Here is an 18,803-nt window from a genome sequence, read left to right as displayed (position 1 = left end):
GTTATCGCAGCGCGCCTTTCGCTTTCAGAGCCGCCTCTTTTTCCGGATTGATCCACCACAAATCCAGATAACCAAGGCTGAACGGAGGCAGGTTTTCCGGGTATTCATACATGTCGTAGTAAGCCGTCCAATAGTCCGCAACGTATCCATCCGGGATCACGAAGAACTCATACCGCAACACGCGGTCAAGCGCCATCAACGCCGCGTCCTGTTCTGCCTGATTCGTGGTATCGAACGAGGCTTCGATCACCGCATCCACCAATGGGCTGGCCAGACCAGCCGGGTTGAAAAGGCTGAACGCAGCCTCTTTCGAGCCGTACATCTGGCTGAGCCCCCCGCCGGTGGACAGGAACGCCCCATACTGTGTGGAATGGATCATGTCATAGTCCCGCTCGCGCCGGCGCAGCGTGTATTGCGACGGATCCACCTTTTCCGCCGTTGCATCCACACCAATGGCCTGCAGGTTCTGCACAAAGGTCTCGATCATCGTCGCGGTCGAGGTCGGAATGCTGGAAGAATAGGGAATGTTCACCTTCAGCGTCTGACCCTGTTCGTTTCGGCGCAGATTGCCATCTCCAACCGGCCAGCCAGCCTCATCCAGCAGCTTCGAGGCCGCCCGCATGTTTCGCCGATCGTTCAGGCGCGCCGAACTGGACTCGTGCATCACCAGGGCCGGTTCGCTCAGAACCTCATCCGGCACGATATCGCCAAGGCTTTCCAGAAAGGCCAGTTCAGCCCCCTCCGGCGGCCCCTTGGCCTCAATATGGGTGTCCTGAACAAAGGAATTGCGCGGTGCGTTCAAGCCGAACATCAGCGATTCATTGGCCCATTCAAAGTTGAAGGCCAGCGCCAGCGCCTGCCGCACTTTCTTGTCTTCGAATTGCGGTTTACCCAGATTGAACACAAACCCGGAAGGCGTCGGCGGGCTGCCATCCGCAATCTCGTCGCGGACAACCGTTCCTTGGGTCAGCTTCGGAAAATCATAGCTCGAGGCCCAAAGCTTGGGGTCACTTTCGATCCGCATGGTGTATTCACCGGCCTTGAACCCCTCGAACGCGGCAGTCTGATCGGCGAAATACTCGATACGAATGGTGTCGTAGTTGTTGCGGCCAACGTTGATCGGCAGATCCTTGCCCCAGTAGTCGTCCCGGCGTTTGTAGACGATGCGCCGGTTGATGTCGTAACTGTCCAGCTTGTAAGGCCCGGACCCCACGGCAACCTCAAGCCGGGGCTCGTCCAGACGGCGGGATTCGTCAGCCTCGAACCAGGCTTTCGAGAATACCGGCGTCGACCCGACCGTTTCGATCAGCCCGCGGCGCGTCACTTCCGGGCTAAAGGAAAATTTCACCGTGTGATCGTCCAGCGCTTCGGCCCCTGTCACCATGCGACCGACGGCCTGCGCATAAGATGGCAACCCCTGCTCGATGAACAGGCGATGGCTGTAGACCACATCCTCGGCTGTCACCGGTGTTCCATCCCAAAAAGTCGCCTCCGGTCGCATGTGGAAAATCACGTAATTGCGCCCTTCATCATACTCCATGCTGTGTGCAAGCAGACCGTAATACTGCCCCACACTGTCTGACGCGCTGTCGATCAGCGCATCATACTGGATCGACGTCAGCGCCCCGGCGCGGCCCTTGCGCGAATAAGGATTAAGCGAGTCGAAGGTGCCAGACCCCGCCAGCGACAGCTCGCCCCCCTTGGGGGCTTCGGGATTGACATAGTTCAGATGCGGATAATCGGGCGGGTAGTCGAGATTGCCAAAATAGGAATACCCGTGGCTGCGCGTCACGCCCTCCTCAACGGCCCCGGCCAGATTCGCGGCCCCCACGACCAGAGCGGCAGAAACCCCCACAACGGCAGCCCAGGACCGGGCGTGCAATTTGAGATTACTGGACAGAAGGGATTTCATGGTGCTCATCCTCTTGGTCGTTTCCGTCTTCATTGTTGTGACCGACAGCTAAAAGGCCAGAACTGTAAGTTGCAAGTTTAGAACGCGTGAACGGATTGTGAAGTTGTCCTTAGACAAAAAATAAAGCCGCTGCACGGGGCAGCGGCTTTGAATTCGGTTCATCCGATCGGCCGATCAGTTGCCGATGGTCTGCAGATAGGCAATCAGGTCGGCACGTTCCTGCGGCTTCTTCAGGCCGGCAAAGCTCATCGAGGTGCCGGAAATGTAGCTGCTGGGTCTTGTCAGGAAGGCATCCAGCGCCTCTGGCGTCCAGTTGCCGCCATGGGCCTGCATGGATGCGGAATAGCCGGTAAAGCCCTTGGCGGACGCAACCGGACGATCCACAATCGCGTACAGATATGGGCCAGTGCCGTTGGCGCCGTCTTCCAGCTTGTGGCAGGCGGTGCACTTGCGGAATACCTTCGCACCCTTTTCAGGATCGGCGGCTGCCAGCATGTCCTCGAATACCACTTCTTCGCCGTCGGCGCTCTCGCCCGAGCTTTCGGTTTCGATGACATAGGCGGCTTCGGCGCCATGGGCATCTACACTATAGAGAACATCTGCCCCCCATTTGGCCAGAAGAAGCACCAGGAAGGTGCCGAACAGGCCTGCGGCGGCCTTGGTAACTGTCATCGTGTCGAACATTGATCGCGAGTCCATTTCAGCTGTCTGCGGGGTGTCTAAGGCTTCCCCTTGCAAGAGGCAAGGTATAGACACCGCGACTAAACGCCCAAATCAAGAACTTGTTGCACGGAATCGACCAAATGACCAATCGCATCGCATTTCAGGGTGAACCCGGCGCCTACAGCCACGAAGCCTGCCGCAACGCGCGCCCCGATATGGAGGCCCTGCCCTGCCGAACTTTCGAAGATGTGATCGAATCGGTTCGCGCCGGTGACGCGGATCTGGCGATGTTGCCGGTCGAGAACACGACCTATGGCCGGGTGGCCGACATTCACCGGCTGCTGCCGCACAGCGGGCTGCACATCATCGATGAGGCCTTCGTGCGCGTCCACATCAACCTATTGGGCTTGCCGGGCGCAAAGCTTGAAGACATCACCGAGGCGCATTCCCATCTGGTGCTGCTGCCGCAATGCGCGGGATTTCTGAAGGAACATGGCATTCGCGGCCGTGTCAGCCCCGACAACGCCCGCGCCGCGCGCGAGGTTTCAGAACAGGCCGAGCTGCATTCGGCGGCCCTTGCCAGCGAGCTTGCGGCAGAAATCTACGGCCTGAACGTGCTGGCCCGCCATATCGAGGACCGCGACAACAACACCACCCGGTTTCTGGTCATGTCCCGGCAGTCCGACCTGACGCCGCGCGGGGATCACGGCATGATCACCAGCTTCGTGTTTCAGGTGCGCAACATCCCGGCCGCCCTTTACAAGGCGATGGGCGGTTTTGCGACAAACGGCATCAACATGACCAAGCTGGAAAGCTACATGATCGACGGCTCGTTCACCGCGACCCAGTTCTACGCCGACATCGTTGGACACCCCGAGGACCGCAACGTGCAATTGGCCATGGACGAGCTGGAACACTTCACGACCAACGTTGAAATTCTGGGCGTCTACCCGGCGGCGCAGCCGCGCGGCTAAACGTCAAGCCCCCCAACGCAAGATCGCAATCTCTGATTTGCGCGTGCCACTGCGCCACGGCGCAAGGATCGCGTCCACGTTGGCATCCACCCCGTCCATCGCATCAACCTCCAGATCGTATTGCCGGCCTTTGTGAATTGTCCGCTGGTCTCGTTCCGCGCTAGCGGACGGGCGGTCACCGCGGGCTGCCTCTCTGCGGATCAGCTCAGGCACCGGGCAGTGCACGCCGACAAACAGCATGTCATGGTGTCTCAGCCCCTGTTTCATGGCTTCGGCCCAGTCCGGCGGGTGCAGAATATGATCTGCGACATTCCTGGGGACCAAGCTTGTTGGGTTCGATCCTGAAGAGCGGTATCCCGGAACACTGCTCAGGTGCGACTTGCGCAGACCATCGGCCATTGCGCAAGCCCGGGCAAACCTGATCGCAGGGCGTCAAAACCCCTAGGCGATGGCCGCAACCGCCTTTGCCACCGCCGCGCGCGTATGCTCCAGATCGGCTTCGGTCACGGCTAGCGACGGGTACAGCTTACCCGGTGCCTTGAAGATACCCGCCTCGCGCAAGGCGGCGTTGTAGACGACGTTGCGCTGGGGGTCGTCATGTTTCGCGCTGCGGTAGTCCCGGCAAGTGTTGGCGGTGAAATAGATGTCGAACAGTGTCTCATCGCCGCAAATCCGGTGTGGGATGTCGGCGGCACTCAGCGCCTCGGACTGCATGGTCTGCAGCGCCTTTCCGGTTGCGCGCAGCTTGTCATAGACACCGTCACGGCGCAGAACCTCCATGGTTTTCAAACCGGCCACGGACGCGATCGGATTGCCGGACAGCGTGCCCAACTGCATGAGCCAGCCCTCTTCGCCCACCTTCGCCTTGTCGAAATGCTTCATGATCTCGGCGCTGGCACCAAGAGCCGCCAGGGGAAAACCGCCACCGGTGATCTTGCCCAGCGTGCAGATATCGGGCGTCACGCCGTATTTCTCCTGCGCACCGCCATAGGCCAGACGAAACCCGGTCACGATCTCATCGAAGATCAGCAGAACACTGTGCTTGTCGCACAGATCGCGCAGCCCGTGCAAATAACCCGGTTCAGGCGGGATGATCCGCTGCAGCGGCTCGACCATGATGGCTGCAATGTCGTCATGTTCATTCAACAGGTTCGACACCGCCTCGAGATCGTTGAAAGGCGCGATCAGCATCTGGTCGGCCACGCCCTGCGGGATACCCGCGCTGTCGGGCACGGCCTGCGGGAAGTTGACCTCGCGGCTGGGGGCCAGGCTCATCTGCGCCTCGGCGCTCATCCCGTGATAACCGCCTTCGAATTTCAGGATCTTGTCGCGACCGGTATAGGCGCGGGCCAATCGGATCGCATACATATCCGCCTCACCGCCCGAGGCGACAAAGCGGATCTGCTCGCAACACGGCACCGCATCAACAATCGCTTCGGCCAGCTCGACACCCTTTGCATTGTTGGCAAAAAAGGTCATGCCCTTGGGCAATTGCTCCATCACGGCCTCCATCACCTCGGGGTGGCCATGGCCCAGCAGCATCGGCCCCGAGCCGATCAGGTAATCGACATATTCCTTGCCATCCTCATCCCAGACGCGGCTGCCTTCGCCGCGGGCGATGATGATACCCGGATCGAAATTGCCAAACCCGCCGGCGGGAAGAACCTCGTTCGCGCGGGCGATCCATTCGGATTGAGTATTGATTTTCAGCATCTCAAACGATCTCCAATATCGGGGAGCCAAGAACCTCCGGGTCCGGTGTAACACCTAACCCCGGACCCTCAGGCGGGGCAATCCGGCCATTTTCACGGTTTGGTGCGTCCGGGCAGACGCGCGGGGAGACATAGGAAGACAGGTCGCAGGTATTCATCAGCGACGCAGCCGGTGTCGACGCCGCGAAATGCAGCGCCGCGGCCGTCACGATATCCGACCCCCAGGTGCATTCGGCGCAAATCTCGGCCCCCAGATGCACGGTCAGATCCCGCGCCCGGCGCATGGCCGACAGCCCGCCGAATTTCGAGATTTTCAAAGCGACGGCATCCATGCAGCCCAGCGCATGCGCCTGCAACAGCGAGGCCAGATCATGAGCGTTTTCGTCGATCTTCATCGGCAGGCCGGTCGCCTGACGCACCGCCGCGCAGTCCTCAAGCGTTTTGCAGGGCTGTTCCAGCATCACATCCAGATGCGCCACCGCCCGGCCCGTACGCGTCGCCTGCAAGCGCGTTGCCCCGCAATTCCAGTCGCCATAAACCAGCGGTCCCGGGCCCACGGCCTCGCGCACCCTGGACAGCCGCTCAGCGTCGGCTTGCCAATCGCCCTCGACGCCCAGCTTGACCTGAAACTGGCGAATGCCGGTCTGGTAAGCGGTCTTGGCGATCCGCGCCATGTCATCTGGCGCGATGCAGGTAATCGAGTGGTACAGCGGCATATCCGCCTGTGTCCGCCCGCCCAGCAGCGCATAGACCGGCTGCCCCGAGGCCTTGCCAAACAGGTCCCACAGCGCCAGATCCACAATGGATTTGGCATAGAGATGCCCCTGCAGAAACCCATCCAGCTTGCGCATGGGCGCATCGACCCCGAAGGGAGACATGCCAAGAATTTCCGACCCCATCTCGGCCACAGCTGCGGGAACCCCATCGGCATAGGCGGGAAGGTAATGCGGGATCGGGCAGACCTCGCCCCAGCCTTTCAAGCCGGTATCCGTTTCCAGACACAGGATATGACTTTTGACTGTCGCGCAGGTCTTGCCCTCGGCCATGTGATAGGTTTCGTGACTTGTCAGGTCGACGGACCAGAGCGTTATCTTGGTGATCCTCATTGGTAGGCTCCGACCGGATCGCCCAGCGCATCCTCGTCCGGCGAAACACCAAGGCCGGGCGTTTCGGGCAGATGCAGGTAGCCATCAATGTTACGCGGACCGCGCCCGCCAGCGATGTCGAGGGTGATCATATCCTGACAGGCCCAGACCGCGTGGCAGTTGTCATCCGGGATGGTCGCGGCCAGATGCAGCGCTTCGGTGTCCGCCAGAACCGACCCGCCCGTGGCCATCACGAACATGTCAATACCATGGGCCAGCGCGATATCACGAATCCGCGCCGCCTTGGTCAGGCCGCCGACACGGTTCAGCTTGATCCCGAACACCTCGGCCAGGCCATCGCGGGCAATGCGGGCGGCGTCCTGCAGGGTGACGAGGCTTTCGTCGACTGACACGGGCGAGGCATGACGGCCCGAGATAGCGGCGATATCATCCAGCGTCTCGCCGGGTTGTTCGAACGTGACGTTCAGGTCCTCGCAGGCACTCATCACCCGCAGCGCCTGTTGCCGGGTCCAGCCCCGGTTGACGTCATAAAGGATGATCTCACCCGGTCGCCGGATGCTTTCGACATCGCGAACACGGGCAATGTCGCGTTCGACATCTCCACCAATTTTCACCGAATGGGCGATGTAGCCCCGGCTGCGATAGCGCTCGATCACCGCGCGGGTTTCCTCCACGGTCTTCGCACCCACGGACGAAGCAATCGGACGCGGTGTTCGTGATCCGCCGCCCATAAGGTCGGCAATGGGCAGGCTCGCCGCCTGACCGGCGATGTCCCAGCAGGCCATGTCGATCGGGCTTTTGGCATAGAGATGTCCGGGTAAGGCAAGATCCATGGCACGTTCCACATCCAACACTTTGCGCGGATCCAGGCCCAGAACGAAGGGCGCCATCGTCTCGATCCCGGCGCGGATACCTGGCCCGTGCGCGGGCACGTACGTGTGACCCCAGGGCGTGCCCTCGCCCCAGCCGGTCAGGCCCTCATCCGTTTCGACTTTGACCAGCGTTGCATCCAGCACCTCGAACTTGAGCCGCCCGCCGGACAACCAATAGGGATGCTCCAACGGCAGATCGACGTGATAGACCGATATCCGGGTGATCTTCATTTCAGTTCCACTTCGACAAAGGACATGGGGCTGTCCCCGATATTGATAACGTTATGCTCGACCCCTTCATCGCGCCGATACGCGGATCCGGCCGGGACCGTCACGTCATTGACCGAGCCATCGGGCAATTCCAGCCGCATATGGCAATCGGAGATGGCGGTGATGACATAGTCCATCTCGTGCCGATGCCACCCGGTTTCCCCACCGGGCGCAAAGTCAAATCGCGTCACCCGAACACGGGCGTCGTCAATCATTTGAGTTGCCGTTGCTTGTGGTCTCATAGGCGGAACTCCTCTATCGGCGCGCCGAGGCTTTCGAAATCAGGGGTTACGCCCAGACCTGGCGTATCAGAGGCGTAAAGCTTGCCATCCTGCGACACCGGACCGCCGATTCCGGTCGACCGCGTGTTGTAGTTCATCAGATCGGTGGTGTTCTGCAGATACTCTGCCGGGGTTGAGGCCGCGAAATGCGCCACGACCGAGGATGTGATCTCGCCACCCCAGGTATCCTCACTGACCACCGGAATTCGGTTATCTAACAGATAATCCCGCACGCGCCGCGCCTTGCTGAGCCCCCCGAGGTTCGAGATCTTCAGGCAACAGATCTCGGCCCCGCGATCCGCCACGATCCTCTGCGCCATGTGGATGCCGGTCAGACATTCGTCCAGCTTCATCGGCTGCTCGGCGACACGGCGCACCTGCTGGCATTCTTCATAGGTGCGGCAGGGCTGTTCCAGAATGAAATCCAGATCACGCGTGGCACGCGCCACCCGGATCGCATTGTCCACGCTCCAGCCCTGATTGGCATCGGCCATCGCCTTTTCACCCGGCTCCAACAGCGGCACCGTGGTGCGGATACGGTCAATATCGGTGACCCAATCGCCGCCGACTTTGACCTGAAACTGGCGATAGCCCTGATCCCGGTAGCGATCCATCTCGGCCACGGTCTCGTCCACCGCCTTTTGTGGGGCCACCCGGTACATCGGCGCACCGTCGGTCAGCTTACCGCCCAGCAGCATCCACACCGGCTGATCACAGGCCTGCCCCAGAATATCCCAGCATGCCGCATCGAACGGGGCCTTGGCATAGCCATGTCCCTGTACCAGGTGATCCAGAAGCCGTTCGATCCGCCCGACCTGACGCGGGTCTTCCCCCAACAGCTTTGGTGCCACCAGACGTGCGAGTGCAGGAACACCTTCGGAATGCGCCACCATGTAGTTCTCGCCGCAGGGCGTGAACTCCCCACAGCCCTGCAATCCGGCATCGGTGTCGATCACGACCACCGACGCAATAGCGGTTTCAATCGCGTTGCCCGCACCCCAGACATACGTGCCACCTACATAGGGCAGCCCGGTCTGGAAGACGCGGATACGGTTGATCTTCATGCAGCGTCCATTCTGGGCAGATCGCCCATCCCGTCGCCGCGCCACAGGACAAAGGTCAGGATGGGCTGTTTTGTCGTGGTCATGGCGTGGCTTTGCCAGCTTTCGTGATGCCGCGTTTCGTTAGGGCCGACGAAGGCCTCGTTTCCGTCGACCCGGAACACCGCCCCGCCCGCCAGGGTCAGATACAGCTCCTCAGCCTGATGGCTATGCCAGTCATAGTTCAGGCCGGCACCCCAATACGCGACGTAGCCCCGCAGCTGAGTCGAGTGGAAATGCCCTGTCGGACCAAAGAGTTCGTAGTACCCAAAGCGGTTCAGGAAATCCGCGCCGACCTCCTCTTCGGTATAGGTCAGCTTCCACTGCGCCAGATGCGCCGTCGCCTTGATCGCCGCGACCAGATCGCGGGTCGGCTCCCCGCCGTCCTCGGCAAAGTCTCGCACCAGATCGGTCGCCGGTATGGGCGCAGGCTGCAGACCGGTGGGGGTCAGATCATCGGGCCAGACCCCGAAAGCGGCAAGATCAGGATGCGCCTGATGCACCAGCCGGGCCGCTTCCAGTACGTCATCAAGTGTCATGGGATCACCACAATATTGCCGGTGTGTTGTTTGGCGATGAAGGCGGCCTGCGCCTCGCGCAACTTTTCCAGCGGAAAGGTCGCGGCCAACGCGGGCTTGATCTCACCGGCTTCGATATACTTCACAAGGTTCCGCATCACCTGCGGGTCGATCACGGTCGAGCCGGTAAAGGTCAGGTCGCGCAAATAGAAAGTCCGCAGGTCAAACTCGACCATCGGGCCCGCAATGGCGCCGGAACAGGTATACCGACCACCTCGTTCCAGAATGTCGATCAGGGTCGGCCAGTAGGGTCCGCCCACCACATCGGCAACCACAGTGATCTTCTCGTCGCCCAGCGCCGCCCGCAGGTTTTCCGGTCCGCGGGGCAGGATCACGTCGGGGCCAAGTTCCGCCACATCGGCATGCTTGGCCTCCGACGCCAGCGCGATCACGCGCGCACCGCGGCGCTTGGCCAACTGAACCAGAGCGCCCCCTACACCGCCGGACGCGCCGGGCACCAGCACCGTGTCTTTTTCGGTCACGTTGGCCCGGGTCAGCATCCCTTCGGCCGTCGAGTAAGAGCATGAAAACGTTGCCAGTTCTGCATCCGAAAGATCCGAAGTGATCGGCACCGCGTTCATGGCCAGTGTCGTGGCATATTCCGCAAAACCGCCATCCCGCTCGGATCCGAAATACCCGGTCTTGTCCATATTACCCGGGTCCGCCGGATCGCGCAGCCATCCATCGGTAATGACGCGTTCGCCGATCAACCTGGGGTCGACACCTTCGCCCACGGCCACGATGTGTCCGCAGATATCCGCGCCCTGAATACGGGGGAAAGTGATGGGATTGCCACCCCAAGTGGGGTCCTCTTCGCCAACCTCTTCGAAGGCGCCGCCGGTTGTCGCATCAGTCACGGTCTTGGAATACCAGCCGGATCGCGTGTTGACGTCGGTGTTGTTCAACCCGCAGGCGGCGACCTTGATCAGAACTTCTCCGGCAGCGGGGTCCGGGCGCGGCCAGTCCGTGTGCAGCACCATCTGCTCCAGCCCGCCGTGGCCCATCGTGACCATGGCTTTCATCGTATCGGGCAGGCTCATCACGCGGTCTCCATTATTGCGTCTGTGCGGGGCAGCAGGCTTTCGGGGTCATAGGCCGGCTGACCAAGAATCCGGCCCGCGCGGGGCTTGCCGTGGATCACGACCTCTACTGCGGTTCCGGGCGCGGCCGCGTCGGGTTTGACATAGGCAAAGGCCAGGATCTTACCGACTGTGTGACCATAGACCACCGAAGCGGTCGACCCCACGACACGCCCGTCCAGCACCACAGCTTCTCCACCATGGCCATCCGCAACACCATCCGGCTCGATTTCGAGATATGCACACACCCAGGGCAGGTCAGTGTTCAGGGTCTTGTCCTTACCCAGATAGTCCTTGTCCGTCTGGGCAAAGCGCAGCACGCCTGCCTCGGCCAACGTGACCTCGTTGGTCAGTTCACCCGCGCCCTTGAAGGCCTTCTCCATCCGCATCACGTTCATGGCAAAGCTGCCATAATCGGTGATGCCATGGGCCTCGCCTGCCACCCACAACGCGTTGTAGACATCCAGGCAGGCGGCGTTGGGCATGTGCAGTTCCCAGCCCAGCTCACCGGCATAGGACATACGGAAGGCCCAGACCTTGTGGCCCGCTATGGTGATTTCCTGCGCGGACAGCCAGCGGAACCCGGCATTGGACAGATCGGCGTCGGTGCAACGCGCCAACACGTCCCGCGAGCGGGGGCCGTTCAGCGACAGGGCCGACCAGTCTGCGGACAATGCGGTGATCTGCACATCCTCAACTGCGCGCTGTTGCGCCAGATGATCCAGCAGGCGCTGTTCGAAGAACGCCGCGCAGACCAGATAGAACCGATCCTCGGCCATACGGACAATAGTCGTCTCCAACTCGATCCGCCCACGCCGGTTCAACATATGGGTCAACGTGATCGAGCCGACCTTCTGCGGCATCCGGTTGGCGGTCAGCCGGTCCAGCAGGGCGTAGGCATCTGGCCCCGAAACCTCGACCTTGGTGAAGGCGGTGACATCCATGATACCCACGCGTTCGCGCACCGCTTTGACTTCAGCCGCGACCATGTCATCGGCAGGTGTACGGCGGAAGGAATAGTGATCGCGCTGCTCCACGCCGTCCCGCGCGAACCAGCGGGGGCGTTCGAAACCATAGACCTCCTCGTGCACCGCGCCTTTGGATTTCAGCAACTCATACAAAGGGGACGGCTTGATCGGGCGCCCCGCCAGACGGTTGAAATGCGGAAAGGGTACTTCGTGACGCAGGCAATAGTCCTCTTCCGCCTTGATCACCTGCCAGTCCTTGTTGGCATAGCTGCCAAACCGTCGCGGGTCATACTCGCGCATCGAAATATCAGCAGCGCCATGCACCATCCAGCGCGCCAGTTCGCGGGTCAGACCCGGCCCCCAGCCGATCCCGATCTGGGTCCCGCAGCAACACCAGTAGTTCCGAACACCGGGCGCGGGCCCGATCAGAGGGTTGCCATCCGGCGGATGCGAGATCGCCCCATGCACATCGCGCTGAATACCCAGCTCGGCAAAAATCGGCATCCGGTTCAGGCTTTCCTCAAGCCACGGCATCACCCGGTCATAATCCGCGTCGAACAGCCAGTTCTCGTATTCCCACGGGCAATGATCGTGCCAGACCGAGTTCGGGTTTTCCTTCTCATAAATCCCGATCAGCCCGCGCTGCTGCTCCATCCGGATATAGCCCGAGACCTTGCGGTCATCGCGGATCACCGGCAGTTCCTTGTCCAGCCCCTGAAATTCGGGCACGGGTTCGGTCACGAAGTAATGGTGGGTCATCGAGGTCATCGGCAATTGCAACCCTGACCACTCACCCATTTGCCGCGCATAGGTGCCACCCGCATTCACCACATGCTCGCAGGTGATGGTACCCATTTCGGTCTCGACCACCCACTCGCCATTCTGCGCTTGCGTGATGTTGGTCGCACGGCAGTTGCGGAAGATGCGTACACCTTTCTGACGCGCGCCGGTCGCCATCGCCATTGTTACATTGGTCGGATCCACATGCCCGTCATCTGGCGTATAGAGCGCACCCAGAACGCCCTCGAGATTATAGAACGGATGCAGCTCGGCGACCTTCTCGGGGCCGACCAGCTCGATGTTGAACCCCAGCGACCGGCCCACCGACAACGTGTGGCGCAACCAGTCCATCTCGTCCTCGGTATAGGCCAGCCGGAACGAGCCGCAGCCATGCCATGTGACGGGTTGGCCGGTCTCAGTCTCCAGCTGGCCGGAATACAGGCCGATGTTGTAGTCCACGCATTTGCCCAGCCCAAAGCTCGAGGTCGAATGCGTGATCTGGCCCGCCGCATGCCAGGTGCTGCCGCTGGTCAGTTCAGCCTTCTCCAGCAGGACGGTATCACCGCCCCACCCTTCATGCGCCAGATGATAGGCCAGACCGACCCCCATAACACCGCCTCCGACGATGACCACACGGGCCTGTGACGGCAATTCATTCCCGGACATGATTTTTCCTCTTCCCGAGTCGCGTTTCTGCTCGACAGGCTAATTCCACAAATGTACCATCGTCAATCATGAATGACACAAATGTATCATCAATCGTTCTGAACCGCCTGAGTCAGGAGTGGGACGCTCTCACCCCCGAGGCGCAGAAGGCCGCGCGTTATGTGCTGGAAAACCCAAGCGACGTTGGGGTCTCGACCGTGCGCGAGATTGCCGAAGCGGCAAAAGTGAAGCCCAACACTTTTGTCCGCATGGCGCGTCAGGTCGGCTTCGATGGGTACGAGGATTTCCGCGCGCCCTTCCGCGAAGCGATTCGCAAGGGCAGCGTGTCGTTTCCCGACCGTGCCCGCTGGTTGCAGGACATTGGCAAGTCGGGCGAACTGGGCGGGCTTTACGCCGATATGGTCGGCGCCGCGATTCGCAACATCGAAGAAACCTTTGCCGGTATCGACGCCACAAAGCTGAAAGCTGCCGCAGAAGACATCTGGAACAGCCGCCAGATCTTCACGCTGGGCGTCGGCGTCAACAACTCGAACGCGCGCAATTTCACCTATCTGGCCTCGACAGGGATGAAACAGTTCCACGCCATCCCGCGACCCGGCTCGACCCCGGTGGATGATCTGGCCTGGGCCGATGAACAGGACGTTTTGATCGCGATCACCTGCCGCCCCTACCGGACCGAGGTGATCGAAGCGATCAAGCTGGCCCGCCAGCAAGGCCTGACCGTCGTTGGCATCTCGGACAGCCCGGCCAGCCCGGTGATCCTGAACGCACATCACGGTTTTGTCGTCGCCGCCGACACACCACAGTTCTTCCCGTCCTCCGTTTCAACCATCGCGCTTCTGGAAACGCTGCTGTCCTTCGTGATCGCGGTGTCCAGCGATGAGATCGTTGAACGGGTGGAACGGTTTCACCAACGCAGACACCAACTTGGCCTCTACGCGGAGGAGCCCGAATGAACGCCCCCCTGACCCATTCCCTTGACGCCCGATACTATACCGATCCCGCCATATTCGGGCAGGAGTTGCAGGGTCTGCTGGCCCGAACGTGGCAGTTCGCGGGCCACATCGCGCAGGTCCGCGAGACCGGGGATTACTTCGCCTTCGAGATCGCCGGGCAAAGCCTGTTCTGCATCCGCGGCCGCGATGGCGAAATCCGCACCTTCTACAACGTCTGCCAGCATCGTGCGCACGAGATGGTCACCGGCGCGGGCAACACGCGCGTCGTCGTCTGCCCCTATCACGCCTGGACCTACGAGTTGTCCGGCCAACTGCGCGCCGGTCCCAACATCAAATCCGTCCCCGGCTTTGACCGCAGCGCCATCTGCCTGACCTCTGTCCGGACCGAAGTGTTTAACGGTTTCATCTTCGTCAACCTCGATGATGACGCCGCGCCTATGGATGAATGGTATCCCGGTGTGCGCGAAGAAATCCGCGCCTTTGTTCCGAACATCGACAATCTGGAACCGCTGGAATGGGTGGAAATTCCGGAAAACTGCAACTGGAAGGTCAGTATCGAGAATTACTCGGAATGCTACCACTGCCCGACCAATCACCCGACCTTTGCCGAAGGCGTGGTCAAGCCCGAGACCTATGACATTCAACCCGACGCAAGCGGCGGCTATGTGCTGCGTCACACGACCGAATGTCAGAGCTTGGAAAAGATGACCTACCCTATTGACCTGTCAGTACCGCATGCGGGCGATTACCAGTCATGGTTTCTGTGGCCGATGTTCTCGTTCCAGTGCTACCCGGGCAACGTGCTGAACACCTATCACTGGCGCGCGGTCGACGCCGACCACTGCACCGTCTGGCGGGGCTGGTATACCGAGGGCGGTTCGGAAAGCGCAGTGATCCGACAACTGGCCGTACAGGACCGGGAAACCACGGTCGAGGAAGACATCCGCCTTGTCGAATCCGTGCACCGCGGGCTCAAGTCGCGCGGCTATCGTCCCGGCCCGCTGGTGCTGGACCCGGGTTGCGGCGTGATGTCGGAACATTCGATCGCCAAATTGCAACAATGGATGCGCGAGGCCGTCGAATGACGCCGGTGCCTTTGTCCCAAAGAATGCGTCGAATATTCTCAGTCTTCGAAAGGACAGGCCGATTATGCTGATGCCCGGAGAATGGCGGCCTGAACACAAGCTTTTTCCTTATCAGGTCGGCTTCACCTCTCCGCCGTTCGATTTCGATGCCGCGCCATCGGACTTCCTGCGCATGTGCCCCGAAACCGTCGGCGTGCATGGCTGGATGCTGCATGACCCGGATTACGTCCACGGGCTGGATCAGCGGAAAAAGAACTTCGGCATGCTCGAAGATTTCGTGCATTGCATGTCACGCAATGGCGTGGATGTCTGCGGTCAGGTCGGGTCGAACTGGGTCCATGCCTGCGGGTTGGGTGTCGACGGGGTGCGGCAGCACTGTGCTGATTTGTCCGACAAACACGGCACGGAATTTCACATGGCAGGCTATGCCATGGTCGAAGCGCTTCGTGACATGAACATCGAGAAGGTCGCCCTGAACGCGGCCTATCACTGGCCCGAATGGTGGCAGGGCACCGTCGGCTTCCTGCGCGAGGCCGGGTTTGACGTGGTCTGGGCCGGCAATTTTCACGATCAGGGTTGGTTTTCCAGCCAGGAAGAGGTCAACAGTCATCGCTGGGTGTTCGACGGCGATCTGGCCCGCCGCAGTTTCGAATATGTTGCCGAAAAAGCCCCGAAGGCCGACGCGATCCTGATCAACGGCATGTGCAATTTCAGAACCGGTCCGGGCGGTCTTCCGCAACGTCCCTTGCATCTGGCCGATGATCTCGAGGCCGCAATCGGCAAGCCCGTGATCGGCCACGACATCGCGCTGTACTGGCGCATCTTCAAATCGCTTGGCATCGCACCCCAAACACCTCACGGGCAGCTTCTGCGGCGTCTGTAGCCGGGATTTTGCCTTGTACGAAGACAAGAATGGCAGTCGAAAGGTCGTTCAAATGCACCAAATCTTCGCGCTCTGGGCTGTACCCCGGTCAACCTCGACGGCCTTCGAGTGGATGATGCGCCAGCGCGGCGATCTCGATTGCCTGCACGAACCCTTTGGTGAAGCGTGGTATCAGGGCGAAGAACCGCTTTGGCATCGCTTTCGGCCGGGCGAAAAGACCACGCCGGGCCTGACCCTTGAAAGTGTCTGGGAAGACGTCCGGGCGCGCGCCCGCAAGGGGCCGGTGTTCCTCAAGGATTTTCCGCATTATATCAACCACATGTGGGATGCTGAGCTGCTGTCTCATTTCACTCACGCTTTCCTGATCCGCGATCCTGCTAAAACGATCACTTCCATGTACCGGCAATGGCCGGACTTTGCCGAAGGCGAAGTCGGCTTCCCCGAACAACGCGCCCTTTTTGATCTGCTGACAGCGCTAAACGGCACCCCGCCGCCCGTGATCGACAGCGACGACTTGCTGGAAGATCCGCACAGCATGACGCAAAAGTTTTGCGATTCCATAGGCATACCATTCATTGAAGACGCTCTGACCTGGGAGGCTGGCGGCGATCCGTCTGCCCATAGCTGGTGGGATGGCGGATCGTTTCACGCCAATCTGGCAAACTCCACCGGCCTTGCGCCACAGCCACGCAAGCACATCTCGATCGAAGATGCACCCGAAAGGGTCCGGCAGGTTCATCGCCGGATGAAACCGCATTATGATCACCTGTACAGGCATCGCCTGAAGCCCTGAATTCACCCAAACCAACCGGAGGTTCCGAATGGCGAACATCTTTGACGAAGACCTTTTTCTGATAGGGCTGGAACAGCGAAAAGCAACGCTGGGCGCTGAATATGTCGAGAAAAATCTGGCAGCCGCCGACGATTTTACCCGCCCTTTTCAGGAAGCCATGACCGCGTGGTGCTGGGGGTTCGGTTGGGGTGATGACGTCATCGACGCAAAGACGCGTTCGATGATGAACCTCTCAATGATCGGCGCGCTCGGCAAGATGCATGAATGGGAAATCCACTGCCGGGGTGCCATCAACAACGGTGTCACCACCGAAGAGATTCGGGCAATCATTCACGTAATCGGCATTTATTGCGGCGTACCGCAGGCGCTGGAGTGTTTCCGGGTGGCGCGCAAAGTCATAGAACAAGGCTAAGTCCGTCAGCAGTGTGGGGCCGGTTTGCCCCACACCTTCGACACCGAGGTTCTTACGCGGCGGCCAGGTTTTTCTGACGACAGTAGCAGGACGCGCGGATCGGAATGTCCGCACGCGCAACCGCCTTGTCGAGTTGCAGCTTGATATGCGCTGCCTCCACCGTTTCACCACGCCGCGTCAGACATTCATGCAAACCATGCAGGCTCCAGACATTGCCCGGATGCTGACAGGCCCGACTGAGCGTTGCATCAAGCCCCAAATCGGCACGATAAACCGCCTCGGCTTCTTCGACCTGCCCCTGTTCAAGTAACAGCGCGCCCAGCGCATGGCGGGTCGGCTGCATCCAGCCCCACGGCTCGTCATATGGCAGGTTATCGTCGATCCCGACCGATTTGCGCAGGTGTTCAAAGGCCTCTTCAAACTGCCCCTGATGATAGGCCAGCTCGCCCAGCATCATCTGTTCGGCCACCATCAGGATATCGCGGCAGGTGTTATTGAACAGCATCCGGCTGTCCGGCACCCGATCCAGCGCCTGATAGAACAGGTCTCGTTCCGTTTCCGCCTCCTCCAGACGCTGAGTATTGGCCAACGCCACCGTTCGCGCGTAGCGCATCATAGCGCGCGTGACGCTGTACAGCTCTTCATCGTCGGGCAAAGACTGATCCAGAATATCCTGCCATCGCCCGAACCGGATCAACACGTGCTGTTTCATCGGGATGAAACCCTCGAACCAGTCTGCCATCGGGCGCAGCGTTTCTGACGGCAGGGTCGCGATCAGTTCATCGGCCGCTTCGAGCGCGGCAGTGGGCTGACCCAGAAACATCGCGCCGTAGATTTTAAAATGGTAGTTGTGACACCGGTAGACCGAATAGAAATTGTTCGCTCCCTCGCGTTTCAGAAACTTCCGGTCCGCCACAATTGCCGTTTCGTTGCGCAGCACCACATTCATGTAATCCCCGCAAAGCACGTCCACGTGGGTCGGCATATGCAACAGATGGCCCGCATCAGGCACCAAAGTGCTCAGCGCATCGCCATGGCGCAATGCCCGCTCGGGGTGCGGAGACATCTCCATAAGGTGAATATACATGTGCAACAGCCCGGCATGTGCCCAGGCACCCTGAAGCGTTTCGAAAGCCTTGTCGAGAACGGCGATGGCCTCTTCGGTGTCTGCACCCTCGGCCGGTTGTCCTGTCGGCAAATCCCAAAGCTGCCAAGGCGTCCGGTTCATGATCGCCTCAGCGAAAATCGCGCAGATGTCCGGATCGTTTGGGTGTTTTGCATGGACCTCGCGCATGGCATTGGCAAAGGCGTCATTCCAAGGCGCAAAGTCCGCAATCTCTGCCGTCTCGGGATAGCGCACCGACAGCGCTTCGATCAGGGCTCGTTCGTCCGGGGTAACATCATCCAGCAACGCCAAGGCGGTCTTGACCGAGGCACCGGCCACATCGATGCAGTCAGGCTTTTCCTCTTCCTCGAAAGCCTCCCAGGGTTTGTTGTAGTTGGGGCCGATGCAATAGGCGATGCCCCAATGGGCCATGGCGCAACCGGGATCAGCGCCCACGGCTTTACGAAAACACGCGATTGCTTCTTCGTGATTGTAGGCATACGTCCAGGCCAAGCCCCGGTCGAACCAAAGTTGCGCCTCGTTTGACGTGGTCGAAACCGGCCGGGAGTAATTTCCAAGGTCGTAGTAGTCCATTGCAGCGGCCTCCT

At 60.5% G+C, this 18,803-nt stretch carries 18 protein-coding genes; 6 read left to right on the top strand and 12 right to left on the bottom strand.

Annotated elements, in window-relative coordinates:
• Position 1 precedes the first annotated feature (1 nt).
• Positions 2–1,912 (bottom strand): extracellular solute-binding protein, encoded by a 1,911-nt coding sequence (locus ACR1XU_RS08155; protein ID WP_170806031.1) that lies wholly within the window; start codon positions 1,910–1,912, stop codon positions 2–4.
• A gap of 174 nt (positions 1,913–2,086) precedes the next feature.
• The gene (locus tag ACR1XU_RS08150) at positions 2,087–2,596 is read right to left on the bottom strand and encodes a c-type cytochrome (RefSeq protein WP_170613798.1); all 510 of its coding nucleotides are present in this window, start codon (positions 2,594–2,596) and stop codon (positions 2,087–2,089) included.
• A 119-nt stretch (positions 2,597–2,715) separates the two neighbouring features.
• On the opposite strand from ACR1XU_RS08150, the gene ACR1XU_RS08145 reads away from it, so the two are divergent.
• Positions 2,716–3,549 (top strand): prephenate dehydratase, encoded by an 834-nt coding sequence (locus ACR1XU_RS08145; protein WP_480903455.1) that lies wholly within the window; start codon positions 2,716–2,718, stop codon positions 3,547–3,549.
• A gap of 3 nt (positions 3,550–3,552) precedes the next feature.
• Here ACR1XU_RS08145 and ACR1XU_RS08140 read toward each other — a convergent pair whose 3' ends face one another.
• The 9 genes from ACR1XU_RS08140 to ACR1XU_RS08100 are packed head-to-tail and all read right to left on the bottom strand — an operon-like array spanning position 3,553 to position 12,961.
• Positions 3,553–3,948 (bottom strand): phosphotransferase-like protein, encoded by a 396-nt coding sequence (locus ACR1XU_RS08140; RefSeq protein ID WP_480903458.1) that lies wholly within the window; start codon positions 3,946–3,948, stop codon positions 3,553–3,555.
• Between the two features lie 42 nt (positions 3,949–3,990).
• On the bottom strand, positions 3,991–5,262 hold the full coding sequence (locus tag ACR1XU_RS08135; RefSeq protein ID WP_480903460.1) for an aspartate aminotransferase family protein: 1,272 nt from the start codon (positions 5,260–5,262) through the stop codon (positions 3,991–3,993).
• 1 nt (position 5,263) lies between these two features.
• The gene (locus tag ACR1XU_RS08130) at positions 5,264–6,367 is read right to left on the bottom strand and encodes a mandelate racemase/muconate lactonizing enzyme family protein (RefSeq protein WP_480903463.1); all 1,104 of its coding nucleotides are present in this window, start codon (positions 6,365–6,367) and stop codon (positions 5,264–5,266) included.
• Entirely contained in the window at positions 6,364–7,470 is a 1,107-nt protein-coding gene (locus tag ACR1XU_RS08125; protein WP_480903466.1) for a mandelate racemase/muconate lactonizing enzyme family protein, read from the bottom strand. Before ACR1XU_RS08125 ends, ACR1XU_RS08130 begins: the two co-directional genes overlap by 4 nt.
• Positions 7,467–7,751, bottom strand: coding sequence for a cupin domain-containing protein (locus ACR1XU_RS08120; RefSeq protein ID WP_170613622.1), 285 nt, complete (start codon positions 7,749–7,751; stop codon positions 7,467–7,469). The genes ACR1XU_RS08125 and ACR1XU_RS08120 overlap by 4 nt, the downstream gene beginning before the upstream one ends.
• On the bottom strand, positions 7,748–8,854 hold the full coding sequence (locus ACR1XU_RS08115) for a mandelate racemase/muconate lactonizing enzyme family protein (RefSeq protein WP_480903469.1): 1,107 nt from the start codon (positions 8,852–8,854) through the stop codon (positions 7,748–7,750). The genes ACR1XU_RS08120 and ACR1XU_RS08115 overlap by 4 nt, the downstream gene beginning before the upstream one ends.
• Complete coding sequence (locus tag ACR1XU_RS08110) at positions 8,851–9,429, bottom strand: dimethylsulfonioproprionate lyase family protein (protein ID WP_480903472.1); 579 nt, start codon at positions 9,427–9,429, stop codon at positions 8,851–8,853. The genes ACR1XU_RS08115 and ACR1XU_RS08110 overlap by 4 nt, the downstream gene beginning before the upstream one ends.
• On the bottom strand, positions 9,426–10,508 hold the full coding sequence (locus ACR1XU_RS08105; protein ID WP_480903474.1) for an alcohol dehydrogenase family protein: 1,083 nt from the start codon (positions 10,506–10,508) through the stop codon (positions 9,426–9,428). Before ACR1XU_RS08105 ends, ACR1XU_RS08110 begins: the two co-directional genes overlap by 4 nt.
• A complete protein-coding gene (locus ACR1XU_RS08100; protein ID WP_480903477.1) occupies positions 10,508–12,961 on the bottom strand; it encodes an FAD-dependent oxidoreductase in 2,454 nt (817 codons plus the stop codon). Before ACR1XU_RS08100 ends, ACR1XU_RS08105 begins: the two co-directional genes overlap by 1 nt.
• A gap of 68 nt (positions 12,962–13,029) precedes the next feature.
• On the opposite strand from ACR1XU_RS08100, the gene ACR1XU_RS08095 reads away from it, so the two are divergent.
• The 5 genes from ACR1XU_RS08095 (at position 13,030) to ACR1XU_RS08075 (ending at position 17,090) form a co-directional block, all read left to right on the top strand.
• Entirely contained in the window at positions 13,030–13,917 is an 888-nt protein-coding gene (locus ACR1XU_RS08095) for a MurR/RpiR family transcriptional regulator (RefSeq protein ID WP_170613630.1), read from the top strand.
• Positions 13,914–15,002 (top strand): aromatic ring-hydroxylating oxygenase subunit alpha, encoded by a 1,089-nt coding sequence (locus ACR1XU_RS08090; RefSeq protein WP_480903480.1) that lies wholly within the window; start codon positions 13,914–13,916, stop codon positions 15,000–15,002. The genes ACR1XU_RS08095 and ACR1XU_RS08090 overlap by 4 nt, the downstream gene beginning before the upstream one ends.
• A gap of 64 nt (positions 15,003–15,066) precedes the next feature.
• Complete coding sequence (locus tag ACR1XU_RS08085) at positions 15,067–15,885, top strand: aspartate racemase/maleate isomerase family protein (RefSeq protein WP_170678460.1); 819 nt, start codon at positions 15,067–15,069, stop codon at positions 15,883–15,885.
• Between the two features lie 52 nt (positions 15,886–15,937).
• On the top strand, positions 15,938–16,678 hold the full coding sequence (locus ACR1XU_RS08080; protein WP_170806022.1) for a sulfotransferase-like domain-containing protein: 741 nt from the start codon (positions 15,938–15,940) through the stop codon (positions 16,676–16,678).
• A gap of 28 nt (positions 16,679–16,706) precedes the next feature.
• The gene (locus ACR1XU_RS08075) at positions 16,707–17,090 is read left to right on the top strand and encodes a carboxymuconolactone decarboxylase family protein (protein WP_170613638.1); all 384 of its coding nucleotides are present in this window, start codon (positions 16,707–16,709) and stop codon (positions 17,088–17,090) included.
• Between the two features lie 52 nt (positions 17,091–17,142).
• Here the strand turns inward: ACR1XU_RS08075 and ACR1XU_RS08070 are convergent, their stop codons facing one another.
• Positions 17,143–18,789 (bottom strand): hypothetical protein, encoded by a 1,647-nt coding sequence (locus ACR1XU_RS08070; RefSeq protein WP_480903483.1) that lies wholly within the window; start codon positions 18,787–18,789, stop codon positions 17,143–17,145.
• Between the last annotated feature and the right edge of the window lie 14 nt (positions 18,790–18,803).

Source organism: Ruegeria sp. D1(2025) (assembly GCF_056536425.1).
The sequence above is the reverse complement of the archived record's forward strand: the minus strand, read 5'-3'. Positions and strand labels throughout refer to the sequence as shown.